We start from the raw sequence: 26,184 nt of genomic DNA, 5'->3' as shown, positions 1-26,184 counted from the left end.
CTTAAATTAAATCCGGTTGAGGACCAACCCATCAAATCCTACTTAGCCTATGCCCCGGAAGGAGGACCGGGTAGCCCAAACGGGCTAGCCAAACGTCAGAGAGGATGATGCCAAGCCCAGTGGCCTCCCCTCCACCTGACACCCTGCAATGCAAATATCTTGAAGCGTCTCCTCGAGCCACCAGCGATAGGTGCTCCGTATTCCGCTTTCCAGATCCGTCGCGGCTCGCCAGCCGAGACGCGCGATGCGTTCGATGTCGAGCAGCTTCCGCGGTGTGCCGTCCGGGCGGCTCGCATCAAACGCGAACACCCCCTCGTAACCGACCACCTTGGCGACAGTCCGGGCGAGGTCGGCTATGGAGATGTCGGCCCCCGTTCCGATATTAATCGGCACGGGATCCTCATGACGTTGCATGGTGATGACGCAAGCATCGGCGAGATCATCGACATAGAGGAACTCGCGGCGCGGCCTTCCCGATCCCCAGATCTCGACATTCGGCTGATTCTGGATCTTCGCTTCATGGATCCGGCGGATCAGCGCCGGCAGGACGTGGGAGGTCTCCAGATCGAAATTGTCGTTGGGGCCATACAGGTTGGTCGGCATCGCGGAAATGAACCGGCAGCCATATTGCCGGGCGTAGCACTCCACCATCTTCACCCCGGCGATCTTGGCGATGGCATAGGGCTCGTTGGTCTTCTCAAGGGCACCGGTGAGAAGCTGTTCCTCACGGATCGGCTGGGCCGTATCCCGCGGATAAATGCAACTGGACCCCAGATACAGCAGCTTTTCGACGCCGACGCGATGGGCCGCATGGATCACGTTGGCGCCGATCATCAGATTCTCGTAGAGGAACTCCGCCGGATATGTCGCATTGGCGACGATTCCGCCGACCCTTGCCGCGGCGGCGAAGATGATCTCCGGCCGTTCCCGTCGCATCCAGGCCTCCGTCGCCGCCTGGTTGGTCAGGTCGACCGTTCTCCGGTCGGCGAAGAGCAGGACGCAGTCCTCCCGCGCGAGTCGGCGGACCAGAGCCGATCCTACCATGCCCCGGTGGCCACTGACCCAGACGCGCTTTCCGCGCAGATCGAGCGGCGGTCGCTTGATGTCGTCACTCATAACGGTCATTGCGTCCGGCCTCGCGCATCACGGCCACCAGATCCGAATTTACCATCTCGGCGACAAGATCGGGAAAGGAGGTGGTGTGGCTCCAGCCGAGCTTCTCCCGGGCCTTCGCCGGATTGCCGAGCAGGAGGTCGACCTCGGTCGGCCGAAAGTATCGCGGATCGATCTCAATCAAGGGCGCACCGGTCCTGGCGTCCAGCCCCTTCTCGTCGACGCCTGTCCCAGCCCATTCGATATCCCGGCCCGCCACCTGGAACGCAAGTTCGACGAATTCCCGCACAGTGTGGGTCTCTCCGGTGGCGAGCACGTAATCGTCCGGCATGTCCTGCTGCAGGATCCGCCACATCCCATCAACGTAATCGCGCGCGTGACCCCAATCGCGTCTTGCATCCAGATTGCCGAGATAGAGGGATTTCTGAAGCCCCCGTTCGATCGCAGCCACCGCGCGAGTGATCTTGCGCGTGACGAAGGTCTCTCCCCGGATCGGACTCTCATGGTTGAACAGGATTCCGTTCGAGGCATGAAAGCCATAGGCTTCACGATAGTTGATGGTCATCCAGTAGGCATAGAGCTTGGCGATCGCATAGGGACTGCGGGGATAGAACGGCGTCCGCTCGTCCTGCGGAACCGCCTGGACCCGCCCGAACAGCTCGGACGTCGACGCCTGGTAGAACCGGCACCGGTCGCCGAGCTTGAGAATCCGCAGCGCCTCCAGCAGCCGCATCGTGCCGAGGGCGTCGGCGTTGGAGGTGTACTCCGGCGTCTCGAAGCTGACCTGCACGTGGCTCTGCGCCCCGAGATTATAGATCTCGTCCGGCACCACCTCCTGGATGATGCGGCAAAGATTGGTGGAATCGGTGAGATCGCCGTAATGGACATGGAAGCGCACGGCATCGCAATGTGGATCCTGGTAGAGATGGTCGATCCTCTGAGTGTTGAAGGACGAGGATCGTCGCTTGATTCCGTGGACGATGTAATTCTTCGATAGAAGAAGTTCTGCCAGATATGCTCCGTCCTGACCGGTAACTCCGACAATCAAGGCTATCTTCTCTGGCATTACGCACTCCACGTGTCATTACGAGAAACAAGTTTTTGCTTAAATTTCATCAGCAATTTAAGATTTTAAGTGCCGATCGGCACCATATACAAAAGGGGGAGACCTCTACCTATGCGGGGCGAAGCCTCATTCTCACATTTGGGGGGGGCGTCGGAATTCGATCGCGAGGGCCTATCTCGTCATGATCGACTGAGCTCGTTCACCGTTTGCGCGATCCGTTCGACCGTCGGGGTCGCCAATTCGGGGTAGATCGGCAATGACAACATCTGTGCCGACAGCGCCTCGGAAATCGGGAAGCGCCCAGGCCCATAGCCCAGACCGGCATAGGCTGGTTGCAGATGCACGGGCAGCGGATAGTGCACGCTCGTGGTGATGCCGGCCTGCGCCAGGCGCGACCGGACGAGATTCCGCTCCGAGATCCGAATGGCGTAGATCTGATAGGCATGCTCTCTGCCGACAGGTGGTGTCGGCGCTTGGATGGTCGCCCCTTCGAACGCACGGTCGTAGGATGACGCGATATGCCGTCGGGCGCGGATCCAGTTGTCCAGGTACCGAAGCTTGACACCCAGAACGGCAGCCTGGATGGCGTCCATACGATAGTTGAATCCCTGGCGGACGTGGTTGTGCCTGCTGGTCTGGCCCATATCCCGGAGGCACCGCACCGCCTCGGCCAGATCGCTCCGATCCGTGACGACAGCGCCGCCATCGCCACAACCCCACAGGTTCTTGCCGGGATAGAAGCTGAAACATCCCATATCGCCGAAAGTGCCGGCGGCAATGCCGTTATGCTCCGCCCCATGCGCCTGCGACGCGTCCTCGATAACCCACAGGCGGTGGCGGCGCGCGACCGGCAGGATCCGGTCCATATCCGCGATGCGACCGTGCAGGTGAACCGGAATAACAGCCTTGGTCGCGGGAGTCAGCGCCGGCTCGATCGCCGCAGGGTCCATCGTCCAGGTCTGCGGATCGATGTCGACGAGGATCGGCTTGGCCCCAGCGGAGAGTATCGCCGCGACCGTCGCAACGAAAGCAGCGGGAACCGTTATCACCTCGTCGCCCGGCCCGATGCCGGCCGCGAGGAGGGCCAGATGCAGTGCCGAGATGCCGGAATTGACGGCGATCGCCTCCCGCGCTCCGCAATAAGCGGCAAAGGCATCCTCGAACTCGATGATGGCGGGATTCGCGGCGTAGTCGCCGCTTCTGACGACCTCGATCATCGCCCGCTCGACTTCCGCCCCGATGCTGCGGTGCTGCGCCGCCGGGTCCAGGAACGGGATCATGGCCCTCTGAAGCCGCGGCCGAAGCTGGTCGTGTTTTCGCGCTGATCCATGCGGAGAGGCCATCCAAATCCGGTGTTGAGGCGAAGGTGAGAATTTCTGCGCGTCGGAAGGCTGGTCCGCCCTTCCCGCTCCTGGAAGCCTGGATCGCCCTCAAGCTTGTCCGTGTATTACGGTTTATGCATCCCAGGGCTCTATGTTTTCAGACCAAATAAAGAATCGGACTGAGCCGGTTGGCCCCGGAGATGATGTCAGAATAGCGCCCGTACAGAGAGGCAGGAGGCTGACCAAGAGAGATAGAGCCGATCGATAAAAACGATCAGCCACGGAAGTCGGCTCATCCATCCGGATAGTCCTGCCGGCGGCAAATCCCCTACCAGTCGGCCTGTCTCTACAACGGTGGGAGATCGAAGTTCCGTTCGGATCCGTCGTGACACCGCCTTTTGCCCCTCTTGTTGGATCGGTCAGTCCTTACCCAGAATGACGTTGAAGGCAGCCGCCAGAATCGGTTCGATGCATCTACGAAGAGCGGGATGCGTGTCTCTGTGATTTCCGCATGTAATCGTTGTCGCGCGTTGTCGACGACGTAGACCACTTAGTTCCGCGATCTGACAATTCACCAATGATCCGCGAGCGACGGAGAGATGAAGATCATTCTGGCGAACCGCTATTTATATCCGGACGAGTCGGCGACGAGCCGAATGACGTCCAGCTTGGCTTTCACGCTCGCCCGGAGAGGATTTTCCGTCCAGGGCTTGACCAGCAGGCAGTTTCACGACAACCGCGACCGGCGTCTTTCGAGCCGCGAGATGGCAAACGGCATCGCGATCCACCGCCTGGCCACATCCGGCTTCGGCCGCAACAGGCTCTGGGGCCGCGCGCTCGACTACATCACCTTCCATTTCAGCGCCGTCCTGTGGGTGCTCCGGAACGTGGAAGCAGGGGACGTCTGTGTGGTCTGCACTGACCCGCCGCTGCTGTCCGTCACTCTCTCCCTGCCCCTCAAGCTGAAGCGGGCCAGGATGGTGAATTGGCTCCACGACCTCTTTCCCGAGGTCGCGCTTGAGCTCTCCGTCGTCAGGAAGGGCTGGGCCGGCCGGGTGGCGCTGGCCATGCGCGACTGGTCGCTTCGAGGGGCGTTGTGCAATGTCGCGCCGATCGATCAGATGGCCCGCTACCTCGAGCGCCGCCGGATTCCGAAGGGCAGCCTCGCCGTCGTGCACCATTGGTCGGACGGCGCCGCGATCCAGCCGATCCCTCGGAACCAGAACCGCCTGCGACGGGACTGGGGGCTGGATGATGCCTTCGTCGTCGGCTATTCGGGCAATTTCGGGCGGGCCCATGAATTCGACACCATCCTCGCCGCCGCGGCGCGGCTGAAGCACCGGGACGATATCCGCTTCCTGCTCATCGGCGGCGGACACAAGCGGGCGGCTGTCGAAGCCGAGATCAGGGCGCAGGGGCTCGACAACATCGTGCTCAAGCCGTTGCAGCCCCGCGAACTCCTGGCCGAGAGCCTCGGTGTCGCCGACGTCCATCTGGTATCGCTGCTGCCCCCGCTCGAACCCTTCGTCATTCCGAGCAAGTTCTACGGTATCCTGGCCGCCGGCCGGCCGACCCTGTTCATCGGCGACCCGAACGGTGAGATCGGCGACATCTTGGAACGGCACGACTGCGGTCATGCAGTCGCCATCGGCGACAGCGAGACGCTCGCCGGCCATATCCTCCACCTGCGGGAATCGCCCGAACGAGTCATAGAACTGTCGGCCAATGCCCGGCGGTTGTTCGAGATCGATTATACCGAAGATCGCGGATGCTCCGCCTGGACCAAGCTCCTGTCGCGGTTCCTGCCGTCGGCGACTGCCGGCGCCATCCTGTCGCAGGCCGAGGCGGTGGCTCCCATCAACGAGAGGAGCCGACCGTGAAAGAACGTGTGGTCGTCAGCCAGCTCGGTGCCCGCATGGACTATGCGGTGCCGCGCATTCTGAACGCGCATGGCGCGCTCGAGCACTTCTACACCGACATCTGCGCGACCAGAGGGTGGCCCAGGCTCGCCCGCCATGTCCCGCCCCGATTCCTGCCCCGGGGAGTTCGGCGGCTCGTCGGGCGAAGGCCCTCCGGCATCCCACCGCAGCGGATGACCTGCTTCACCAATCTCGGCCTGTCCTATGCGCTGCGGCGCATGCGCGCCAGGGGCGCTGCCGACGAGATGGAAGCGGCGCTGGATGCGGGCCGCCGCTTGTCCGAGCTCGTCGTCCGCCAGGGCTTCGGTCAGGCCACCGGCTTTTACGGCTTCGTCCGCGAGTGCCTGGAGCAGCTTCAGGCGGCACGGTCCCGTGGCCTGTGGACGGCGGTCGAGCAGAACATCGCCGCGCGGGAGACCGTCGACCGCCTGGCATGGGAAGAGCAGGAGCGCTTCCCCGACTGGGCGACGCCCGCCACGCAGACTGCATTCGCGACAGCGTTCGGCAGCCGGGAGAAGGCGGAGTGGGCCGAAGCGGACATGATCGTCTGCCCGTCCGACTTCGTCCGACAGACGGTGGCGGACAGCGGCGGTCCCGCCAATCGCTGCATCGTTGTCCCCTACGGTGTCGACACGCGGTTCCAGATCCCGGTGCGCAATCGGCAGCAGGGCCCGCTGCGGGTTCTGACGATCGGTGCGGTAGGGCTGCGCAAGGGCTCGCCCTACATCCTGGAAGCGGCCAGGCAGATGCGGGGGCAGGCCGTCTTCCGCCTGGTCGGATCCGGCACGATCCCGTCTGCCGCCCGCGCCGGCCTGGATGGAGTCGTCGAATTCACTGGCCCAATCCCGCGGCTGGAGATCATCGCCCAATATGCTTGGGCCGACGTCTTCCTGCTGCCGTCGCTGTGCGAAGGCTCGGCTACGGTGATCTATGAGGCGCTGGCAGCCGGCCTTCCGGTCGTCACAACTCCGAATTCCGGCAGTGTCGTCCGCGACGGCAGAGATGGGTTCGTTGTGCCCATCCGCGACGCCGAGGCCATCGTCCACGCCCTCCATCTGCTGCACGACGACCGCGCCCGGCTTTTCGAAATGGCGCACAATGCCCGCTTCCGAGCCCTGGATTTTGATCTGCCATCCTACGGTCGGCGCCTCTGCGATGCGCTTGATCAGGTCCGCACCGCGGCGGCCGCCCGCAATCTCTAGAAAGTTTGCCATGTTCCATCAGCGCGCCCGGCTCCAGCCCGATCACACCGCCACGGTTCGGCACAGCCAAGCTTCCGGCCAGATCAAGATCGCGCATCTGTTGCCCACGGCCTGCCTGTCCGATGGCGGCCCTCCTACCGCGCTCAGGTTGTTGTGCGAGGCCACGCAGCAATCGCCGGCGATCTCGCTCGAAGTGTTCGCGCTCGAGCGCAACGCCATCTCCGATCGACAAGGTTGGGGAAACGTTCCGATCCATATGTCGCCTGTCCAGGGCCCCCGCAGCTTCGGCTATTCCCGGAGTCTGCAAGCGGCGCTGCGCGAGAGCGATGCGGATCTGCTGCATGTTCACGGGCTATGGATGTACACGTCCATCGCGGCGATGCGGTGGGCCGCGCACACCCGCAAGCCCTACCTGGTCAGCCCGCACGGCATGCTCGATCCCTGGGCCCTGGCAAACCACGGCTGGAAGAAGCGAATCGCAATGCGTGCCTATGAAGACGCACATCTGCGGGGAGCGTCCTGCCTGCATGCACTGTGCGAGTCGGAAGCCCACTCTATCCGGGCTCTGGGGCTGACAGCGCCCATCTGCCGCGTTCCGAACGGCGCAATCCTGCCCGAAGGTGTGCTGCCCCGACCGGAATGGAGGACGCGGCTGCCCGCGGATGCAAACATCCTGCTGTATCTCGGCCGGCTGACGCCGAAGAAGGGGCCGGCCCAGCTCATCCGGGCCTGGGCCACTCTCGAAGCCGCGGCCCCGTCGGCTCCCCCCTGGCATCTCGTCTTTGTCGGTCCCGGCTCCGAAGCCTATTGTGCGGAACTCGAGAAGCTGGTTGCAAGCCTCGGGGTCGGAACGTCGGTCCATTTCACCGGCCCGATCTATGGTCGGGACAAAATAGCGACACTTGCCTCGGCCAACGCCTTCATCCTGCCGTCCTTCAGCGAAGGCATGCCGAACGCAGCGCTGGAGGCCTGGGCTCACGGCCTGCCGTCGCTCCTCACCCCACAATGCAACCTGCCGGAAGGCTTTGAGCACGGAGCCGCGCTCTCCATCGATCCGAACGAGTCGGCGATCGCGAATGGGCTCCGGCGACTGATCGGCATGACCGACAGCGAGCGCAGGGCAATGGGGGCGCGCGGACGCGCCCTGGTCGCCAGCCGCTTTTCCTGGCCGGCGGTCGCCTCGCAGTTCGAAGATGTCTATCGCTGGCTGCTTGGTTTTCAGGCGCGGCCGGAGGCCATAGAGGTCGTCTGACCGGTCCGCGCGCCTCTGCGCGGGTGGCAAGGTGTCCGGCGCCGGGCACGCGCCCTGTCCCGCCGGCCGTCGCCGGCGGGACACCAGCCCTCAGGCCGATTCGATATCAACCATGGCCGCGACCGGTCTCGAGACCCGAGACTTGGTGTTCCGAGGAGACCTCCCGGCCGGTTTCGAACGGCGTGCATTCGCGCTGCGAGCCGCCAGATCCGGCCCGCCATAATATTCCCGGAACCAGTCGATGAAGGCGGCAATACCGGCATCCACGCGCGTCCGCGGGACGTAGCCGGTCAGTGCCGCAAGCAGATCGGGTGCGGCGAAGGTTCTTGGCACGTCGCCCGGTTGCATCGGCAACATACGCCGGACCAGCCGGACCCCGAGATGACGCTCGATCGTGTCGATGAACGGCAGCAGCCCCACCGGTGCTCCACCACCGATATTGACGATCCGGAATGGCGCAACCGCCGAGAGGCTGTCCCTGCCCCCCTCGAAGACCACCGGCCTTCCCTTCACCGGCACCACGTCGGCAAGGCGGGCAATGGCTTCGACGAGATCTTCGACATAGGTGAAATCGCGCTCCATGCGGCCATCGCCGTAAACGTCGATCGCCTCCCCTCGCAGCGCCGCCGATACGAACTTGAACAGCGCCATGTCCGGCCGGCCCCACGGGCCATAGACCGTGAAGAAGCGGACGGCCGTGGTCGGAATGTCATGGAGGTGTGAATAGGCGTGCGCCATGGCCTCTCCCGCCTTCTTGGAGGCGGCGTAGAGCGTCATCGGCTCATCCGCTCCATCGACCTCGGTAAATGGGATCTTCGCATTCGCCCCGTAGACCGAGCTGGTCGAGGCCACGATCAGATGCCGAACCTCGAGTTCTCGAACCACCTCCAGCAGGTTGAAGGAGCCGATGAGGTTGGAATCGACGTAAGCGCGTGGATTCTCCAGGCTGTAGCGAACCCCGGCCTGCGCCGCCAGGTGAATGACGACATCTGGCGCTGCCTCGCAGGCCGCCTGCCGGAGCCGGCCGGCGTCCTCGAGCAGGCCGATCACGGGCTGGAACCGCGGGCTCTTGGCCAGGATGGCATGGCGCCGCTCCTTCAGCCTCACATCATAGTAGGGCGTCAACCCGTCATAGCCAACGACGAAGGCGCCCTGGGCGAGCAGCAAGCGGGCCAAGTGAAAGCCGATGAAGCCGGCCGTGCCTGTAACGAAATACCGCATTCGGAACACCCCTGCTTTGATGCCCGCTCCTGGCGGGCAGCTAACGGCGTCGGCCAGGCCGGGCCGTCATCCCGCTCGTGCTGAACTTTTCATGGGTACCGGAGCCTGAAGCGCCGCCGCGCCGCGGGAGAGGATCGGACCGGACGGCAGAATACGGGCCGGATTGCCTGCGGCGACGCATCCTGCAGGAACATCGGACCGCACCAGCGACAAGGCCCCGATCAACGCGCCCTGGCCGATCGTGATGTCGCCGATGACGACCGCGTTGGCGCAGATCACGGCCTCGTCTTCGATGACGGGGTACGAACTGCCGTTCGGCTTCCCGGCCCCGATGGTGACATTCTGGTAGATGACCGCGTGGCTCCCGATCCGGACTCCTTGTCCGATCACGACACCGACGGCATGCGGCAGGCCCAGCCCCGGGCCGATGGTCGCGCTCGGCTCGATATAGCATTGGGTCAGGAAGATGCTCAGCCGATGCAGGACCGCCGCGGCGCCCGCCCCTACCCGCCCCAGCTCCGTCAGACGGTGACAGAGACGGTGGTTCACGATCGTGCAGAAGCCCGGGTGGTAAAGATAGGCCAGCACGCCGCGCAGCGGTCCTCTTCTGCCGGTGTTGGCCTCGAGATCGTCCGTCAGTGTCTGCCAGAAGTTCGGCACGATGCCCTCGCCGGCGGTTGGGTTCAGGTTTCAGCGGGCGGCCGGGACGGACCGCCGCGAGGGCGCTCCGGCGGCGCAATCTGCCTCCGCGATCGGATGAGGCGGGCTGGATTGCCGGCATGGATCGTCCAGGGATCCAGATCTCGGAACGCGACGCCCCGCGCCCCGAGCACCGCGCCCTCGCCGATAGTCACGCCGGGTCCGACGAAGGCCTCAGCCGCCACCCAGGCCTGGGCGCTCACGAGAATCGGCCGCGCACGCAGCGGAAACCGGTCGTCGTCGACATCATGCGTGCCGGTGCACAGATGGGCGCCCTGCGACACCATGGCGAAGTCGCCGATCGTGATCGGCGCCACGTTGTAACAGATCGCCCGCGGGGCGATGACGGCATGCCGGCCGACGGTGAGATGCGGCGGCCACCAGATCGATGTCTGGCCGTAGACTCTCGCGGTCGGATCGATCCGCGCCCCGAAGGCCAGGAGCACCAGGCGCCGCCATCTGTGGAACGGCCGCGGTGTCCAGGCGCCCAGAAGGCCCCAGCAGATCGACCAGGCGAAACGTCGCAACCGGTCGCCCAAGGCGAAAGTCGGACCGCCGAGCAACGGCTCCAGCCGCGCTGTTTCGAGGCTTTTCATGATGCTCTCACGATCGCGGCGGCGACCGCAGGCTGCCCGGCGGGCGCACGGATTCGGGCGTATAACAGGCACGGGATAAGGAATGCGGCCACGTGAACCCATTCCGACACGACCCATTGCGTGTAATGCGAAATCGAGTTCATCGCCGGCACCGCCAGCAGCATGTAGAACATCTGCGGCGCGGCGTGACCGGCCATGGCGGCGCCATAGAGCCGGCTCATGAAATAGGCGAGGAGAAAGAACTTAATCGAGCCGAACCACCAGAACGACGCGAAGGCGTCGGTCATTCCGGTCTCGGATGTGCCGGTCGGCCGGTCATAGCTGCGATCGATCTGTTCCTCTTCCATTCCGACATACAGCGATTCCTTGAGCTCGGGGCCGACCAGCTGCTGCGGGACGAAATTCCAGACCAGGGTATCCCAATGGATCGAGCCGAAATCGAAAGCCATGTTCCGCTCCATGGCGTTAATTCTCAGTATTGCGTTACGCATCTCCGGACCGCCCTTGGATAACATCTGCTCGAATTTCTCGATCGGCGAGATCTCGGACAGACTCGACAAGGTAGGGTTGTCATTGGTGCGACGGCTCATCTCGCGATAATCATGCGTCGCGCTCGCCAATACCGTTCCGACGACGATCCAGCTCAGGAACAGGATGTGCGGAATGGACCTGCGCCGCAGGAACCAGACCGCCATGGCGAACATCAGGACCAGTTGCGTCGTCTCGCTGCGCTTTCCGGTCATCACGATGCGATCGAGGTAGAGCGCCGTGTCGATCAGGGCTATGACCAGTGCGGGCCAGGACGGTCGCAGGAAGAAGCACAACAGCGCGATGCAGAGACCGTAGCGTAGGAGCTTGGAGAAGAAGAAAAACACCACGTTCGTACCGGTGAACATCGTGTATACCGCTTCGTCGATCGGGATCTCGGCAAGCTTGTGATAGAAATAGGCACCGATTGCCGAGAGCAGTGCCGCGACGATCAGCAGCCGCTTCTCGTCAAACCGCCACTGGAAAGCCCGCATCACCGGCCGGTTCGGCATCCACCCAATCCGGCACATGGCGATGCACATGATCGTGAAGATGATGGCGTGCTGATAGGACTCCGGCGGCAGGAACGGGTCACTCGCCAAGCCTGGCAACTGAGGCAGGATGAAAGAGAAGGTCATCGTTCCGGCCAGGAACGGGAATTCGTAGATCTTGCCGGGACGCGTCGCCGCGGCAAGCAGCATCCAGACGACGAGGGCGACGAGCAGCCAGGTCACGACCCAGTTCATGGCAGCAGCCAGTGCATTGCCGCGGATGGATCCGGCATCGTCACGCCTGGCGCTCCCGCAGCGTGCGGAGCGCGTTCTTCAGCGATATCGGCAGATAGGTCCTGATGCCCGGCCTCAGCCCTGGCGGCAGCCGCCAGCCCGCGAGGCCGAGCGGTGGAGCGACTGTGGGTTGCGAGTACCGCAAGCCGTCAATCAGGTCGCGATAGCGCTCGGCCATGAGACTGACGCCGAACTGCTCGCGCGCCTTCCGGCTCGCCCTGGCAGACGCCGCCACCAGGAAGGCCCGGTCTTCGGCGAGCCGGACGATCGCCCGCGCCGCGCCGCGCGTATCGCCGATAGAAAAGAGAAAACCATTGACGCCGTCCTCGATTGCCATATCGGTGACGCCCTGGAGGCGGGAAGCCACCGGCACGCACCCGGCGGCCATCGCCTCGACCAGCGTCACCGGGAACCCTTCGAAGCGCGAGGGCATCAGCAGCACGTCGTGCTCGGCCAGAAGCGTCCCGACGTGGGCAGGTGGCACGGCGCCGCGGAATCGGACTCGGCGCCCTAGCCCCGCGCACCGCGACTTCAGCCTGGCCAGGTCGGGTCCGTCGCCGGCCACCGTCAGCGTGACGGAAGACGGGAGGTCGCGGCAGATCCGCGGCAGCCAGAAGACGCCCTTGGCCTGGTCCTCGACCCGCCCGAGATAGAGCAGACGGAGCCCCCATTGCGAACGCGCGGGCCGCTGCGCCGCCACCTCGGCCACATCGATCCCGTTCGGGATCGTGACGGTCCGGTCGCGATGAAAGCCGTATCGCTGCACGAGATCGGCCTGGATCCGCGCCGACACCCCGACCGTCGCATGGACGTGGTCGCGGATTGCCCGGGCCGCGGCGTAAGTCCCCGGCGTGATGTTGTGAACGACCATGATCCGGAGGATGCGCGGATCCAGATAGCGGACGGCGTTGGTCTGCACGCGATCGGCGAGGACGTTGACGAACACGCCATCGAATTCCGCTTCGATCGCAGTCACCATCGCCTGCGTGCGCGCATAGTCGCTGTCCTCAGGGCGCCCGACCGTGCTGCCGAGGGCCATCTCCGCGCGAAACATCGGATTGTCCGCCGCCGCGTGTGCCTTGGGGCCGCAGCCCAACCAGCGCAACTCGATCCCGGCGCCGGCGAGGCCCGCGCGCAGATGCCGGAAGACGGAATAGGTGCCGCCGATATGGGGAAAGCCGAAATAAGCGAGCCTCATCCGAGCCGCTCCTGCGTTGGGGCCATCGGCCGAAGCAGGCGCGCCCGCCGGACCGACATCCAGACGAAGAGGGAATGGACGACGACCGGAAGCAGCAGGCCCACCGTCAGCAGCTGGTCGGAGACGGCGAAGACGGTGCCGACATAGGCAATCGCACCGAGCAGAATGGACACGCCGACGATCACCCCGGTCGCAGAGGCGTGGCTGAGGCCCCGCTCGAGGATCAGATGGTGCAGGTGCCGGCGATCCGGGGAGAAGGGGCTGCGGCCGGAATGCAGGCGGCGGATCATCAGGCTGAGCGTATCGACCATCGGAATGACGCAGACCCAGAGGAGGATGGGGAACGGGACCGTCGGCTGCGCCCCCGAAGACAGGTCGACAATGAAATAGGCGATCGCGGCACCGAGCATCGTGCTGCCGGCATCACCCATGAACACGAGCGCGCGCGGACGCCAGCGATGCCGCATATTGAAGACCAGGAAACCCAGGACCACGGCCAGCAGCAGGAACAGCTGCATGACCTGCTCGCCGCGCCCGAGGAATGACGCCATCAGCGCCAGCCAGAACAGCGCCGAGGCGGCGGTTCCGCCGGCGAGCCCGTCCAGTCCGTCGATCATGTTGAAAGCATTGGTCAGCCCGACCACGAACAGGACGGTGACGCAGAAGACGAGCGCCGAAAGGATCGCATCGGCCTCGACGGTCTGGGCGTCCAGGAAGGCGCTGCCGAAATTGCCAATCATGTGTCCGCCGAGAGCGACCATGGCGACCGCCGCCATCGACTGGGCGATCAGCCGCAAGATGGGGCGCAGGTTCAGGCGGTCGTCGAGGGCGCCGACGGCAACAAGGATCGCGAGCGCGCCGATGAAGGACCAGGGGGCCCTGAGCGGCGGGGCCAGCACGCATGTCCCGATGACATACGCGGCGAACATCGCCAAGCCACCGCAGACCGGGATCACGCCCTCATGCGCCTTGCGTGCGGTCGGATGATCGACCATCCCCAGCCTTGGAGCAATCCGCTGCATCCAGACGACCAGAACCACCGCGAGAAGAAACCCGTTCAACAAATGGGCGGCTAGAGTCGGCATCGCGCCCTCTCTCATGAAATCGCATCGTTCGCCGGGGCGGCGCACAAAGGCCTGATGAAACGGCAACCCCCACGGTCACCCACGCCGACTCTATGCAACTCCCCCCGCTACGTTCGATCTGGACAAAGTGGGAGGGCTCTCCATCCGGAAGGCCAATTCGGATGCTTCGGCGATAATCTTTGGACGCAGGGTGCGGCGACGCCCCTCGACCGGTAGGGCGAGTTCGTCCCATAGCCGCGCTACGCCCGCCGCGAAGCTTCGTCTTCCGCAGGAGGCCGGCCCGTTCAAAGGACAACTGGCGGAGGTCGACGGGGTGGCTACCCTGGACGGCCCAGGGCGAAAGCGATGCGTCGTTCCCCGACCGTTCGAAACAAGCCGGCTCGACCGAGAGGCTGATGACCATGCGGACTGGCTTGACGAGATCCGCCGGCGGTGTGCCGGCCCGCCGGACCGGCGGCGCATGGCTTCATTTGATCGAGCTCTGGCTTCTGGCGACCCTGCTTGCTGTCGCATGGGCCGGCGCCGGCTTCGCTCCCGCAGAAAGCCAGATTCCCGCCCCCGCTGTGCCGGCTGATTTCGGATTCCCGATTCCCGATCCGGAACCTGCCCTGCCCGCCGGGTTCGGTGGCTTCGAGCCGCCGCTGCTCGCCCTGTCGCCCGACGCTCCCGGCATCGCCGAGGCCTCAAAAACCGCCGGGCCGGACGAAATGATGGTTCTGAGCGGCATCGGACTCAGGGCCAATGCGAGAATCCGCGTGTTCTCGCAGGCTGGTGGGGCCGGTCCGACCTTGACTGCCGGCATTCCGCCCGAGGCGGCCAATGGGCTGGCCGCAACCTTTCTGCTGCCGAGCGACCTGCCGCCCTGGTCGATGTATCTCGTATGGCCCTCGAACGCGAAAGGTGTCGGGGCGCCCGTTGCGATCAACCGGACCGAGGCGTGGTGGGCCGGACCACAGCCGGCGCAGCCGGGCGGAGCGGCGTCTCTCTACGGTCGGAATCTCAGCCGCGGCAACGGAACGGCCGATGGGGCGATCTACCTGAAGCCGCTCGGCCGCTCCGCCGGGCGCTGGCTCCAGGTCACGGCCGTCAGCCCGTACCGCATCGACTTCGCGCTTCCCCCAGACTTGGCGGATGGCGCCTACGAACTCTGGGCGCACAATGGCCATGGCGGCCGGTTCGGTTGGAGCGGCCCGGTCGCGCTCGCCCTCGCTCCCTCGCCCTGGGCAGGCCAGGCGGCCCGCGTCTTCGACGTGCGGGATCAAGGGGCGAAGGGGGACGGCCGGACAGACGACGCAGCGAGCATCCAAGCCACTCTGGACCTGGCCCACGCCCAAGCTCCCGCCACGGTCCGCTTCCCGGCCGGCATCTACATGACCGGCCGCAGCCTCGTGCCACCGAACGGGGTCGCCTGGGTCGGTGAGGGAAGCGACCGCTCCATCATCCGTGCCATCCCGGCACCCTCCGACAAAGCACCAGATCCGCGGACGGATGCCCTGCTCTATGCCGAGGGGGACAAGGCTGGCAACAGCGTCGCGATCTCTGATCTCGGTTTTGAGCTGCCCGAGCGTCACGGCGATCCGGATTTCGCAGCGGTCTATCTTCGTTTCGTCAGCCATTTGCGGTTCGACCGCGTCGGCATCCGTGCCGCGACCTCCGGCTACTTCAACGTTGACGGGTCGCAGGATGTGCGCGTGGCGGAGTCCGACTTCGTTGGCAGCCGCGGCACCCTGGGCACGGCGCAGCAGGTGTTGGTCGAGAACAGCCGCTTCCGCCTCACCTATCGGGCCCGGGCCGCCATCCTGGCGCGGGGTGGACAAGAGATCTCGATCATCGGAAACCACGCGGAGGATTTCGACTCCTCGCGCCCGGAGGGGACCGCGGAGGGCCGCTTCTTCGTCTCACAAGGGGGCCAGGTTCGCGGAACCCGGGACATCTTCATCGCGGAGAACACCACCACCAACCTGGCACCACCCAGGCCCGAATGGACCGACTTCGACCCTAATACCGGCGAGCAGATCCTGTTCGAGCAGTTCGGCACCGCAGGGTTTGAAACGGTTCTTTCGGCCGGTCCCGACACGGCCACGCTGGCGCCCAACGGCATCGACCCCGAGGCTGACGGGGTCAAGGCCGGTAATGACGTGATGGTCGTAGCCGGCCGGGGCGCCGGCCAGCACCGGCGCATCGTCGACTACGACCAGAGCGGTCGGGTGTTGCGCCTCGACCGACCTTGGGCGCTGGTACCGGATGCCAGCAGCACGCTGGTGGTGGTCAATGCGGCCGTGCACGCCGTCGTCTATCGCAACAGGCTGGACGGCAAGTCCTTCTATGCCAGCGAGAACACGGCCTCTTGCGGAGTTCAGTTCTACGGCAACTCGGCGGACATCGTTGTCGACGGCAACATCATGACCCGTATGCGTGGCGGGGTCGAGCTCTGGGCTCTGGGTCACGGAGCGCTAAACCCCGTCTTTTTCAATTTGGTGGTGAACAACCAAATCAGCGAATCCTATGACGGACTGGTCGCCTACACGAAATACCTGAAGACGGAGAAAGAGGGCGCGGTCGGTCATCTCGGCAACGTCTTCCGGAACAACCACGGAGACCGGCTGGCCCATGCCGGCATCAATGTGGTGACCTGGCAAGGCTATGAAGCCGGTGCCTATGCCATGGAGGTGTTCGAGCGCAATCGCTTCACCGACGCCTATGGCGGTGTGATGGTGGAGACCGATCCGCAGGCGGAGGACATCGCCTCCGGCCAGCCGACGCCGATCGCCGGCATGATCTTCCGCGACAACGATTTCGCCCGCGGCTCGGCCCCCTATACCGGATCGCGCGGCCGGGTCTGGCCGGGAACAGCGACCGTGATCGACACCGGCAACACCTTCAAGGGCTTCGAGGTCGAAGCGGTCACACGCCGCTGATCCCGGGCCGGACGGGCCGCTTCAGAACGCCACCACACCGTACCGGACGGAATACCAGCCGATCTTGACGTACTCGGCGAGGACTGAGAGGCCATGGTGATTGCCGAGCATCTGACGATAGGATTCGCCGCGCTCGACCGGCACCGACATCCACTCCACCTGCGGCACCAGCTGCCGGAAGCAGGCCAGCGCCCGGCGGGTGTGGAACCAGCTGGTGACCAGAATGGCATGCCGTGCTCCCATCGCCGACAGCAGCGGGGCCGAGAACACCGCGTTCTCCCAAGTGCTGCGTGCCGCGCATTCGATCTGGATCACATCGCCCGGCACGCCCTGGTCCATCATATAGCGCCGGATGTTCTCGCAGTCGCCAAATCCGGTGACGAGGACCTTCGGCGCCGCCCCCTGTCGGTAGAGGCCTGCCGCCTGCCACGCCCGGGCCGGTCCGTCGCCGCCAAGCACGACGATGACGTCGGCCGGCCCGAGCGCGGTGCGGACGACGAGCAGCGGCTCGGAAACCTTGAAGGCCGCGGCCACGGCGCCGCCGCTGACCAGCGCGACCAGCATGATCGCCACAAGGATGCGGCGGACCCGCCTCGATCGGGATGTCAACCGAGTAGCCCCTTGCGCTGGACGAAGGCCTCGGCATAGCGCTCCGGCGCCCGGCTTTCCATGCCGCGCAGACGGGCCAGCCCCCGGAACGTCTCGGCATCGAACCAGTCCTTGGACCGCTGCGAGCCGAAATGCGCGAGAAGCAGCTCGATCTTCCGCTCCAGGATCTCTGATGCGAGAGGCATGTAGAGGTTCGGCTGGCCGAGATCGCCGTCCCATTTCGGAATCTCGTATTCGAGGATGAGGTGGTCGCGGAACGCGTTCCAAGTCAACCGGCAGGTCTCCTGGTGGTCCTGATGCGCGTCGTCCCGGCGATGAGTCAGAACGACATCCGGGCTGATGCGTGCCTTCAGCCCTGAAAGCCAGGCTTTGATCTCGCCGCCCTGATACGGGAAGAAGCTGTCCTTGAACTCGGCGAGCTCGATGGCGGTGCTGGCCGCGCCGGCAAGGAAGGCCGAGGCGGATGCCTCTGCCTCAGCTGCGCGGGGACCGGCGGCACTGAGCACGCACCAATGGACGTGCAGCCGGACTCCAGCCGCAATCCACGACAGCAGCATGCCCCCTGCCCCGATCTCGATGTCGTCCGAATGCGCGCCGAGGCACAGGACGGTCAGGCTTTCGCCCGGCCGAGCCAGACCCAGAGCCCGCATCAGGCCAGCACCAGCGTCTTGGCTTTGTCCTTGGCCGGGTGCGGCACGCGCCACGGCATCTTGCCCTGCTCGACCAGATCCTCGAGCGCCTGCCGGTCCTTCAGCGTGTCCATCGAGCGCCAGAAGCCTTCATGCTTGTAAGCCATGAGCTGGTTCGCCTCGATCAGCCTCCGGAACGGCTCCAGCACCAGTTCCTCGCCCTCGCGCATGAAATCGAAGATCTCACGCCGGAACAGGAAGTAGCCGCCGTTGATCCAGATGTCGGAGCAGTCGGAACTGCGGATGCCATGCACCTCGCCATCCTTGTCGATATCCGCCAGATGGTAGGTCAGCGGCGGCCGCACGGCCATGAAACAGGCGATCTTGCCGCTCTGCTTGAAGCGGTCGACCATCTCGTCGAGATCACAGTTGGTCAGGCCGTCGCTGTAGTTGGCCAGGAAGATCTCCTCGTCCCGCACCTGCTCCCGCACGGCCCACAGCCGCTCGCCGATATTGCGCCAGATCCCGGTGTCGATCAGGGTCACGCGCCAATCCTTGTCCGGCTCGCTCAGCAGCTCGACATTGGTGCCGAACCCCGAGATAACGCAGTCGGCAAAATTCTGCGGCCGATAGTTGAGGAAGAAATCCTTGATTATATTGGCTTTATAGCCCAGGCAGAGAACGAAGTCGGCATGCCCGTATTGCCGATAATACTGCATGACATGCCACAGAATCGGCTGATGCCCGATTGGAATCATCGGCTTCGGAACGTTCTCGGAGTATTCCCGGATGCGGGTGCCCAAGCCACCGCAGAACAGCACGACTTTCATGAGCGCAAATCCTTCGGATCGATGACCGCCACCTCGGGAATCGGGACGATAAACTTCCCGCCCCATTCGGCGACATGGCGCATCTGCTGGACGATCTCCGCCTTGAGGTTCCAAGGCAGGATCAGGATGTAGTCGGGCCTGGCTGCGTCGATCGCCTCCACCGGATGGATCGGGATGCGCATGCCCGGCGTGAAGTGGCCCTGCTTGTAGGGGTTGCGGTCGACCGTGAAGTCGAGAAAATCGGTGCCGATACCGCAGTAATTCAGCAGCGTGTTGCCCTTGCCCGGCGCCCCGTAACCGCAGATGGTCTTGCCCGCTGCCTTCGCCTCGATCAGGAAAGACAGGAGCCGCCGCTTCGTCTGGCGGACCTGCTCGGCGAAGGAGGCGTAGGTCGCAATGTCGCGAAAGCCCAGGCGCTGCTCGCGGGCCAGCAGATCCGGGACGCTCTGGGCGGTCGGCCGGGCCGAAGCGGCATGGGCCAGATAGACGCGCAGGGAGCCGCCATGGGTCGGAAGCTCCTCCGCATCGATCAGCCGCAGCCCGTGCTTGGCCGCCATTCGCTCGATCGTGGTCAGCGAGAAGTAAGAGAAGTGCTCGTGATAGATCGTATCGAACTGGTTCTCCGCCATCAGCCGCTCGAGATGCGGGAACTCCAGCGTGATCGCTCCCTCCGGCTTCAGCAGCCGGGCCAGCCCCGAGACGAAGTCGTTGAGGTCGGGGACCTGGGCCAGCACGTTGTTGCCGATGATGAGGTCCGCCTGCTTGCCCGCCGCGACAAGCGTGTCGGCAAGCTCCTGGCCGAAGAAGTCGACACAGGTCGGAATGCCCTTGTCGATCGCCACCTTGGCGACGTTGGCCGCAGGCTCGACCCCGAGCACGGGAATGCCGAGCGGCAGGAAGTGCTGCAACAGGTATCCGTCGTTGCTGGCGATCTCGATGGCCAGGCTCTCGGGGCCCAGCCCAAGCCGCTGCTGGATCATGTCGCAATAGGCCTTGGCATGGGCGACCCAACTCGTCGAGTAAGACGAGAAGTAGGCGTATTCGCGGAAGATGTTCTCCGGGCTCACATACTCCCTGAGCTGGACCAGGAAGCAGTCGCCGCACACCAGCACGTTGAGCGGAAAATGTGGCTCCATCTCATCGAGCTGCCCCGGAGCGATAACGGTCTGGCAGAGCGGAGAGGATCTGAGGTCGACGAACACATGCTCGAGCGGGCTGTCGCAGAGGCGACACCGGGCGGAGTGATCTCGCTGCGCCACGGATGCCCCGTCGACCGCGTCACGTGATGTATCGAGTAGCTGAACATTCATCCTCAGTCTCCATGAACGCCGCTTGCATCCGCTCCGATAACAGCGGATCGCCAATGCGGCAGTCGTGATCAGTCTCGGACCCGAACCCACAAATCGTGACACCCTATTGTTTATAGTCTTTCCCTAAATCGATAATTCACCATCCTTGTCAGCATAGTAGAAGTATCTTCAGAAAAATCTCAGCGGTCACGTCACTAAGATTGAGCCAGAGACTAACGATATGGATGCCTGACCATGATTATTCTGTCGGGCACAGATTGTCTTAAGTGATGAATTTGGACGGGTGCCTACCACCAAATGGGTATCGGAAAAGCAACCCCTTGTACGACTCCGGGGTTCTCAGCCGGAATGGACTGGCGGCTCCGTTTGCTGCTGGCCGGCACGCCGGCGCCGGCGCATGGTGGCGCGCAGCGCGCTGCGGACCTGGGACCGGTTGGCCGGGCTGAGGCCGAACAGCCAGAGGCCGGCCAGGCAAACGGTCATCCCGACGGACGTCCCGGCCAGCAGCCGGTCGAGTGCGCTCGGCAACAACGATCCGCCCGCGACCGCCATCGTGCCGAAATAGGTCACCAGCGAGACCGGCACCAGCGGCAGGAGGCAGGTCCGGCCATAGGTCGCCATTGACACCCGCAGTCGTCGCAGTCCGTCGCGCAAGACGATCCAGTTGGTCGTCAACAGCTGGGCCAGCAGCGTGGCCAGGGCGGCGCCGAGCAGCCCCAGATGTGGCACCAGCCCCCAGGACAGGAGGAGGGCCAGCCCGCCCGCGAGCAGAAAGGGAACGGCATAGACCTCGTTCTCGGTCGCCCGGGCGAAGGTGAGGACCGCATTCTGCTGGACGCACAGCACGAACATGACGCCGAGGGCGGTCAGCACCGGAAAGCCCGCGAAATGGTCGGGCCCGATCCAGACGCCGATGAGATCCTGACCCACGACCAGAAGCGTCGCCACGCCGGAGACCATCAGGATCAGCGTGATCCGGAGGCTGCGCAGAACGATCTCGTGGATCTCCTCCATCGTGCCACTGTGCCAGAGCTGGCTGACATAAACGCTGGAGGTCTGGCCCAGGGCCAAGGCCAGGATCGCGAGGTTGTGCAGCAGGGTGTAGACGGCGTAGTAGGCCGGCACCTGTGCCGTGTCGACATAGATCGCGATAAAGTACTGGTCCGTCTTGAACAGCACGGCGAAACCGACGGCCGTGAGCCACGACCGGATCGCAGGCGCCATCATGCCGCGCATCAGCGCCCCGTCCCAGCGGCCGGGCACCGAGAACAGGTGCGGCTGCCGGCGCTGGACATAGAGGCGCAGCGAGAGGCGGACGACGACGCCGCCGAGCGCCGAGACGATCGCGAGCCAGAGCAGGCCGCCGCCGGCCAGCACCACCACCATCTGCGCCAGCAGGGTCGCGATCCCGACCACGGTGGAGGCGATGGTGCCGGCGGCGACGTAGCCCAGGCCGGTGGCCAGCGCCGTCCATAGGCCGGACCAGGCCATGGTAGCGTATCCGAGGCACAGCAGAATCCAGGCGATCCATGCCGTGGTCGGCGAGACCTGCCGCAGCTCCAGATTCCAGAGATACAGGCTGCCCAGCGCGAAGGTGACGATGAAGACGCCGATCGACACGAAGCGGTAGGCGATGCGCCCGGATGCCAGCATATCCGAAAGGTCGCGCCGCGACTCCTCATCCAACGGCCGGTCGGGTCCGGACAGGTTCCGGCCCGCCACGAAGGCGATCCGTCGCGTGATGGTCGGGGTGAGGCCGGCCTCCATGAGGATGCTGAGGAAGATCGTGCTCTGGCCGAGAACCAACCAAAGCCCGAGTTCCTCGGGGTTCATCGCATGAAACATGATCGGCAGGATCAGGAGGTTGAGCCCGATCCGGATCACTTGGCTGAGCCACGAGGCCGAAACGGCGAAGGCGATCTTCCGGCCAATCACGGGCGTTCTCCGGGTGACGACGGCAATGTCCCGGCCGCACGGGACGAGAGGGTGGATGGTCCGGCCGCGCGCCGGCAACCGTCGAACGGGTGATTGGGCATGACTAGAGGCACCGCAGTTCGGGGTCGCACCCCTGGGCCTGCAGCATCTTCCGGATCTCGTCGCGGTAGACAGAGTTCATCACCACCACCAGGTCGGGCGGTGTTGTCGATAGCTCGTCGGGCGATATGATCTCGTGGCCGGTGGCCGGCAGGTAGCGTCCGTGGCGAAACGGGTTGATGTCCACGACCGATGCCACCTCGCCGTTAAGGCCCACCGTGGTCAGGAAGGCGACGGACTTCGAGCCCGACCCCCAGAGCACCGTCCGCCGGCCCGACGCAGCCGCATCCGTCAGTTGCTCGCGCCAGGCCGAGATCGCGGCCCCGACGCCCTGCCGGAACTCCTCGGCCCATTGCCGGATCTCCGCCACCGCCGCTTGGCCGGTCGGGACCGACACTGGAGCGCTCGCAGGCCGGGCCTCGATCATCAGGTACTGGTCGTCATAATCGGTCCACACGCGGTCCACGGCGAAGCCACAGCGCTGGAAGAGACCCGACAGGCTGTGCGCCGTGAAGTAGGAGCAATGCTCGTAGTAGACGTCCCAGAATGCCCCGTCCTGCAGGACCAGCCTGGCGTTGGGCACCTGGAAGAAGACACAGGTGCCCTCCTGACCATCGAGGGCGCGGCGGATCATTCCGACGAAGCGGCCGACGTCCGGAATGTGCTCGAGCGTCATTTTGCAGCACAGAAAATCGCAGGCGATGGGTCCGGTCGTCTCGTCGAAGAGCTCGCGGAGGAATCGGGCGCGCCCGGCCGTGGCGTCGTTGAGGCGACCCGGCATGAAGGTGGGGTCGTAGCCCACCCCTTCATTGTCCCCGAGCCGGCACAGCAGCGCGAGAAACTCACCCTTGCCGCAGCCGATCTCGATCACGCGCTTGCCACGCAGGCCATTCCGATCGATCAGGTCGCGGGCGAGACGCTCATGGAAGGCGTTGAAGGTCGGTGAGAAGCCCTGGGTCTCTTCGTAGGATTCCGAATAGACCGTCCGCGACCCTTCCCAGGCGGCGTTGAAGATGAAACCGCAGCCCGGGCAGAGGCTCAGCCGCAACGGGGCGACCGGGAAGGCCAGCGCCGCCTCCCGGTCGTTGATCAGCAGGCAACTGTTGGTCGGGATCGCGGGCAGGTCGTAGAACGAGTCGCCGACCTCGTCGCCGCAGGCAGGGCAAACGATCTCAACGGTCATGGCAGGTTCCTTCGAGCCGGGAGGCCGCGCCGCCGGCACGGATGGCGCCTCTCATTTCGGCACTTCGGAGCCTGGCCGGATCCGCACCGAGCTGAAGGGCGCTTTTCGGCCTCGCAGCCAACACTTGATCCGCCGCCCCAGGACCTGGATTCGGGGATCCGCCGCGGTAAGCGGCTCGATCACCAGCCGAGACATCGTGTGCCGGGTGAGGACGTGGCGCAGCAGCCCGAGATACAGCCCCCGGCGCTCCGCCCGACTGGAGACATGCTTGCGGATTGCCCGCAGGGTGTGCAACTGGATCTGCCAGCTGGGGCAGAGATCCAGCAGGCGGGCTCGGTCGTTGTTGTTCCACCACCGCCAGGATGCAGCGCGGTCGATCAGGACCGCATGGCTGAAGCGCTCGGGATGATCCCGGTTCAGGAACAGCGGCTCGGGTACCAGGGCGAAGCGCCCCAGCAGCCCCATCTCGATGCAGAGGACGACGTCCGAGCAGGAGAAAGGCGCAAGCAGGCCGGTCTTGGCCATGATGTCCCGCCGGACGAGCGCGAAGACCTCCCAGCAGTACCGGGGATGCCGGACCAGCGCTGCGAAGCGCTCGGTCACCCGCGGCGAGGCGGCCGCTTGAAGGCCGTCATCGCCGACGAACTTGACCGTGCCCTTGGCGTCGACGAGGCCGACGAGGGGTTGCGCCAGGATCGCGTCCGGCTGCCGGTCCAGCGCGGCAACGCAGCGATCGAGGCATTCCGGCGCCAGCAGGTCATCGTGGGCGAGCCACCGGAAATACTCCCCGGTAGCCAGCTCGAAGGTCCGGCTGAAATTGGCGCTCGCCCCCAGGTTCCGGGGATTTCGGTGATACCGGACACGCGGATCGGACGCGGCATAGCGGCGGCAGATCTCCTCCGTCCGATCTGTTGAGCCATTGTCGCAGATGATCAGCTCGAAATCCGCAAAGCTCTGGGCCAGAACCGAATCGATGGCTTCGGCCAGATAGTTCTCGCCATTATAGACGGGCAAGCCAATCGAGACCCGGCACCCACTCTTGACCATAGCAATCCCCTGCTTTCGCCCATTGGGCCGAAGCTGCAACTGACACACCCTTCCACTGCGAGATTTTTTGGTTACTGGCCAATCATGAAATCGGCAAGATTGGATGGGCTTTTCTGTTTGGCCGTTAGAATCTTAAATATTCGAATTGACTATTCATTCGAGCATCGATGCCTGGCTTTCCCGAGCTGAGTGGGTGCGCCCCAGCCTGTCACTCGGCCGCACAGGCCGACGGCTTCTGCGCGGGCATCCGGCCGGTGCGACGGAGATCCGCACCGAGGATGCCATCCGCCATCAGCTTGCGAATATGGCTGATCCGCTGGTAGCGGGGACCTTCGAATTCCTCCAGCGTCAGGCGCGAGCACCGATAGGCGGCATAGAGCTGCTCGGCCCCCCGGTGCACGTCCCATTGCGGCTGGAACTCCGGCAGGACGCGGGCGATCTTCTCGAAGCTCACCCGGTAAGACCGCTTGTCGGGCCCGGCGTCCGCCGCGATCTCCAGGCGGCAGCCAGGGACGACCTCCGCGACGATCTCGGCGATCTCCCGGATGCGGTAATTGTGTTCGGTGCGGCCAACATTGAACGCCTGGTTGAACACCGCCTCGGCTGGCGCGCGCAGACCCGCCAGGAAGGCGCGTGAGATGTCCTGGATGTGGACGATAGGACGCCAGGGCGTGCCGTCGGACTTCAGGTAGATCAGCCCCTTGGTCACGGCCCAGGCGACGAGATTGTTGAGGACGATGTCGAAGCGCACGCGGGGCGACAGCCCATAGGCCGTGGCCGGGCGGAAATAGACCGGACAGAAGCTGTCGTCGGCCAGGCGGGAGATGTCACGCTCCGCCCACACCTTCGACCGACCATAGGCCGTCACCGGGTTAAGCACCGCGCTTTCATCCACCATCTCGTCGCCGGCAAGGCCATAGTTGCTGCACGACGAGGCGAACAGGAAGCGGCCGACTCCAGCCGCCTTCGCCGCCTGGGCGACATGCACGCTGCCGAGGTGATTGATGCTGTAGGTGATGTCGGGATTGAGGTCGCCCAGCGGATCGTTTGACAGGGCGGCCAGATGGATCACGGCCTCGAAGCCCTCGAGGTCGCGCGGTACGATGTCTCGGATGTCCTTGCGGATGTTCGGGACCTCCGCGATGTCGCCTCCGGCCTCGTAAGTGCACCGCTCATAGAGATCGCTGTCGCATCCGGTCACGCTGTGACCCGCCTGCAGCAGCATCGGGACCATCACCGTGCCGATATACCCCCGATGACCCGTAACCAGAACTCGCATGCGGTGTTCCCCTCAGCTTGACGGCGCGGCATTGTCGTCCTGTAGGCCCATGTCAGTTCGACGGGCCGAGTTAGATGCTATGTCATCGAGTGATCGTCTTCCGAGAGATCCGATCGGAGGGGACTTCACGGCAATCGTTCGTCTTGGCCGCCACCGGAGGGAGCCCCCTCTCCCACCAATGTTCGAAGTTATCGTCCGATTTCTGGAGGAGCATCATTCTTTAAGACAGCGGCCTGCCAAGCGGCACAGCCGGATGAATACACGGATCGACCGGATGCCCCGCCGCAAACATCCCGGCGTGTGGGAGCGGGTCCTCGTCCCGAAGCATCGGACACCGCCGGCTGGCCGGATATCGCGAG

General features: G+C 64.7%; 21 protein-coding genes. 4 read left to right on the top strand and 17 right to left on the bottom strand.

All coding sequences use genetic code 11. The annotated features are described in order from the left end of the window. Positions 1–84: 84 nt before the first annotated feature. The 3 genes from AB4Z01_RS19440 to AB4Z01_RS19430 all read right to left on the bottom strand — a co-directional run bounded on the left by AB4Z01_RS19440 (position 85) and on the right by AB4Z01_RS19430 (position 3,459). Positions 85–1,116 (bottom strand): GDP-L-fucose synthase family protein, encoded by a 1,032-nt coding sequence (locus AB4Z01_RS19440; protein ID WP_441696256.1) that lies wholly within the window; start codon positions 1,114–1,116, stop codon positions 85–87. Next, positions 1,109–2,179: a GDP-mannose 4,6-dehydratase gene (gmd, locus tag AB4Z01_RS19435; protein WP_441696253.1), complete on the bottom strand. Its 1,071-nt coding sequence runs from the start codon at positions 2,177–2,179 to the stop codon at positions 1,109–1,111. The genes AB4Z01_RS19440 and gmd overlap by 8 nt, the downstream gene beginning before the upstream one ends. A 179-nt stretch (positions 2,180–2,358) precedes the next feature. Continuing rightward, positions 2,359–3,459, bottom strand: a complete 1,101-nt coding sequence (locus tag AB4Z01_RS19430; RefSeq protein WP_441696250.1) for a DegT/DnrJ/EryC1/StrS family aminotransferase — start codon at positions 3,457–3,459, stop codon at positions 2,359–2,361. 641 nt (positions 3,460–4,100) lie between these two features. Between AB4Z01_RS19430 and AB4Z01_RS19425 the strand changes: the two genes are divergently transcribed. From AB4Z01_RS19425 to AB4Z01_RS19415, 3 genes are read left to right on the top strand one after another with little or no spacing between them, the layout of a single operon-like run. Next, positions 4,101–5,381: a glycosyltransferase family 4 protein gene (locus AB4Z01_RS19425; protein WP_441696247.1), complete on the top strand. Its 1,281-nt coding sequence runs from the start codon at positions 4,101–4,103 to the stop codon at positions 5,379–5,381. Further along, a complete protein-coding gene (locus tag AB4Z01_RS19420) occupies positions 5,378–6,622 on the top strand; it encodes a glycosyltransferase family 4 protein (protein ID WP_441696244.1) in 1,245 nt (414 codons plus the stop codon). The genes AB4Z01_RS19425 and AB4Z01_RS19420 overlap by 4 nt, the downstream gene beginning before the upstream one ends. 10 nt (positions 6,623–6,632) lie before the next feature. Beyond that, positions 6,633–7,874, top strand: a complete 1,242-nt coding sequence (locus tag AB4Z01_RS19415; RefSeq protein ID WP_441696241.1) for a glycosyltransferase — start codon at positions 6,633–6,635, stop codon at positions 7,872–7,874. Between the two features lie 90 nt (positions 7,875–7,964). Here the strand turns inward: AB4Z01_RS19415 and AB4Z01_RS19410 are convergent, their stop codons facing one another. From AB4Z01_RS19410 to AB4Z01_RS19385, 6 genes are all read right to left on the bottom strand, one after another. Then, entirely contained in the window at positions 7,965–9,095 is a 1,131-nt protein-coding gene (locus tag AB4Z01_RS19410) for an NAD-dependent epimerase/dehydratase family protein (protein ID WP_441696239.1), read from the bottom strand. A gap of 66 nt (positions 9,096–9,161) precedes the next feature. Next, positions 9,162–9,755, bottom strand: a complete 594-nt coding sequence (locus AB4Z01_RS19405) for a serine O-acetyltransferase (protein WP_441696237.1) — start codon at positions 9,753–9,755, stop codon at positions 9,162–9,164. 23 nt (positions 9,756–9,778) lie between these two features. Then, positions 9,779–10,390, bottom strand: a complete 612-nt coding sequence (locus tag AB4Z01_RS19400; protein WP_441696235.1) for a hypothetical protein — start codon at positions 10,388–10,390, stop codon at positions 9,779–9,781. Beyond that, positions 10,387–11,664, bottom strand: a complete 1,278-nt coding sequence (locus tag AB4Z01_RS19395; protein ID WP_441696233.1) for a hypothetical protein — start codon at positions 11,662–11,664, stop codon at positions 10,387–10,389. Before AB4Z01_RS19395 ends, AB4Z01_RS19400 begins: the two co-directional genes overlap by 4 nt. 40 nt (positions 11,665–11,704) lie before the next feature. Further along, positions 11,705–12,901 (bottom strand): glycosyltransferase family 4 protein, encoded by a 1,197-nt coding sequence (locus tag AB4Z01_RS19390; RefSeq protein ID WP_441696231.1) that lies wholly within the window; start codon positions 12,899–12,901, stop codon positions 11,705–11,707. After that, positions 12,898–13,986: an MraY family glycosyltransferase gene (locus AB4Z01_RS19385; RefSeq protein ID WP_441696230.1), complete on the bottom strand. Its 1,089-nt coding sequence runs from the start codon at positions 13,984–13,986 to the stop codon at positions 12,898–12,900. Before AB4Z01_RS19385 ends, AB4Z01_RS19390 begins: the two co-directional genes overlap by 4 nt. A gap of 395 nt (positions 13,987–14,381) precedes the next feature. On the opposite strand from AB4Z01_RS19385, the gene AB4Z01_RS19380 reads away from it, so the two are divergent. After that, positions 14,382–16,904, top strand: a complete 2,523-nt coding sequence (locus AB4Z01_RS19380; protein ID WP_441696228.1) for a glycosyl hydrolase family 28-related protein — start codon at positions 14,382–14,384, stop codon at positions 16,902–16,904. 21 nt (positions 16,905–16,925) lie between these two features. On the opposite strand, the gene AB4Z01_RS19375 is transcribed toward AB4Z01_RS19380, so the two are convergent. The 8 genes from AB4Z01_RS19375 to AB4Z01_RS19340 form a co-directional block, all read right to left on the bottom strand. Next, positions 16,926–17,468 (bottom strand): YdcF family protein, encoded by a 543-nt coding sequence (locus AB4Z01_RS19375; RefSeq protein WP_441696226.1) that lies wholly within the window; start codon positions 17,466–17,468, stop codon positions 16,926–16,928. A 41-nt stretch (positions 17,469–17,509) separates the two neighbouring features. Then, positions 17,510–18,163: a PIG-L deacetylase family protein gene (locus AB4Z01_RS19370; protein ID WP_441696308.1), complete on the bottom strand. Its 654-nt coding sequence runs from the start codon at positions 18,161–18,163 to the stop codon at positions 17,510–17,512. Next, positions 18,163–18,972 (bottom strand): glucose-1-phosphate cytidylyltransferase, encoded by an 810-nt coding sequence (locus tag AB4Z01_RS19365; protein ID WP_441696225.1) that lies wholly within the window; start codon positions 18,970–18,972, stop codon positions 18,163–18,165. Before AB4Z01_RS19365 ends, AB4Z01_RS19370 begins: the two co-directional genes overlap by 1 nt. Continuing rightward, positions 18,969–20,282, bottom strand: coding sequence for a methyltransferase domain-containing protein (locus tag AB4Z01_RS19360; protein ID WP_441696305.1), 1,314 nt, complete (start codon positions 20,280–20,282; stop codon positions 18,969–18,971). Before AB4Z01_RS19360 ends, AB4Z01_RS19365 begins: the two co-directional genes overlap by 4 nt. Before the next feature lie 339 nt (positions 20,283–20,621). Further along, positions 20,622–22,217: a lipopolysaccharide biosynthesis protein gene (locus AB4Z01_RS19355; RefSeq protein ID WP_441696224.1), complete on the bottom strand. Its 1,596-nt coding sequence runs from the start codon at positions 22,215–22,217 to the stop codon at positions 20,622–20,624. Between the two features lie 103 nt (positions 22,218–22,320). Then, entirely contained in the window at positions 22,321–23,499 is a 1,179-nt protein-coding gene (locus AB4Z01_RS19350) for a class I SAM-dependent methyltransferase (RefSeq protein ID WP_441696222.1), read from the bottom strand. Positions 23,500–23,550: 51 nt separating this feature from the next. After that, entirely contained in the window at positions 23,551–24,585 is a 1,035-nt protein-coding gene (locus AB4Z01_RS19345) for a glycosyltransferase family 2 protein (protein WP_441696220.1), read from the bottom strand. Between the two features lie 169 nt (positions 24,586–24,754). After that, complete coding sequence (locus AB4Z01_RS19340) at positions 24,755–25,825, bottom strand: NAD-dependent epimerase/dehydratase family protein (protein ID WP_441696218.1); 1,071 nt, start codon at positions 25,823–25,825, stop codon at positions 24,755–24,757. Positions 25,826–26,184 lie beyond the last annotated feature (359 nt).

Origin of the sequence: Inquilinus sp. YAF38 (assembly GCF_052113205.1) — a bacterium.
Taxonomy (GTDB): Bacteria; Pseudomonadota; Alphaproteobacteria; order DSM-16000; family Inquilinaceae; genus Inquilinus.
Note: the sequence above shows the minus strand (reverse complement) of the source record. Positions and strands in the feature narration are given on the sequence as shown.

Coding starts and splice junctions, on each gene's coding strand:
- AB4Z01_RS19440 (WP_441696256.1), bottom strand. CDS start 1,116: ATGAGTGACGACATCAAGCGACCGCCGCTCGATCTGCGCGGAAAGCGC.
- AB4Z01_RS19375 (WP_441696226.1), bottom strand. CDS start 17,468: ATGCTGGTCGCGCTGGTCAGCGGCGGCGCCGTGGCCGCGGCCTTCAAG.
- AB4Z01_RS19350 (WP_441696222.1), bottom strand. CDS start 23,499: ATGACCGTTGAGATCGTTTGCCCTGCCTGCGGCGACGAGGTCGGCGAC.
- AB4Z01_RS19360 (WP_441696305.1), bottom strand. CDS start 20,282: ATGAATGTTCAGCTACTCGATACATCACGTGACGCGGTCGACGGGGCA.
- AB4Z01_RS19365 (WP_441696225.1), bottom strand. CDS start 18,972: ATGAAAGTCGTGCTGTTCTGCGGTGGCTTGGGCACCCGCATCCGGGAA.
- AB4Z01_RS19370 (WP_441696308.1), bottom strand. CDS start 18,163: ATGCGGGCTCTGGGTCTGGCTCGGCCGGGCGAAAGCCTGACCGTCCTG.
- AB4Z01_RS19425 (WP_441696247.1), top strand. CDS start 4,101: ATGAAGATCATTCTGGCGAACCGCTATTTATATCCGGACGAGTCGGCG.
- AB4Z01_RS19395 (WP_441696233.1), bottom strand. CDS start 11,664: ATGAACTGGGTCGTGACCTGGCTGCTCGTCGCCCTCGTCGTCTGGATG.
- AB4Z01_RS19415 (WP_441696241.1), top strand. CDS start 6,633: ATGTTCCATCAGCGCGCCCGGCTCCAGCCCGATCACACCGCCACGGTT.
- gmd (WP_441696253.1), bottom strand. CDS start 2,179: ATGCCAGAGAAGATAGCCTTGATTGTCGGAGTTACCGGTCAGGACGGA.
- AB4Z01_RS19380 (WP_441696228.1), top strand. CDS start 14,382: ATGACCATGCGGACTGGCTTGACGAGATCCGCCGGCGGTGTGCCGGCC.
- AB4Z01_RS19385 (WP_441696230.1), bottom strand. CDS start 13,986: ATGCCGACTCTAGCCGCCCATTTGTTGAACGGGTTTCTTCTCGCGGTG.
- AB4Z01_RS19410 (WP_441696239.1), bottom strand. CDS start 9,095: ATGCGGTATTTCGTTACAGGCACGGCCGGCTTCATCGGCTTTCACTTG.
- AB4Z01_RS19390 (WP_441696231.1), bottom strand. CDS start 12,901: ATGAGGCTCGCTTATTTCGGCTTTCCCCATATCGGCGGCACCTATTCC.
- AB4Z01_RS19400 (WP_441696235.1), bottom strand. CDS start 10,390: ATGAAAAGCCTCGAAACAGCGCGGCTGGAGCCGTTGCTCGGCGGTCCG.
- AB4Z01_RS19340 (WP_441696218.1), bottom strand. CDS start 25,825: ATGCGAGTTCTGGTTACGGGTCATCGGGGGTATATCGGCACGGTGATG.
- AB4Z01_RS19430 (WP_441696250.1), bottom strand. CDS start 3,459: ATGATCCCGTTCCTGGACCCGGCGGCGCAGCACCGCAGCATCGGGGCG.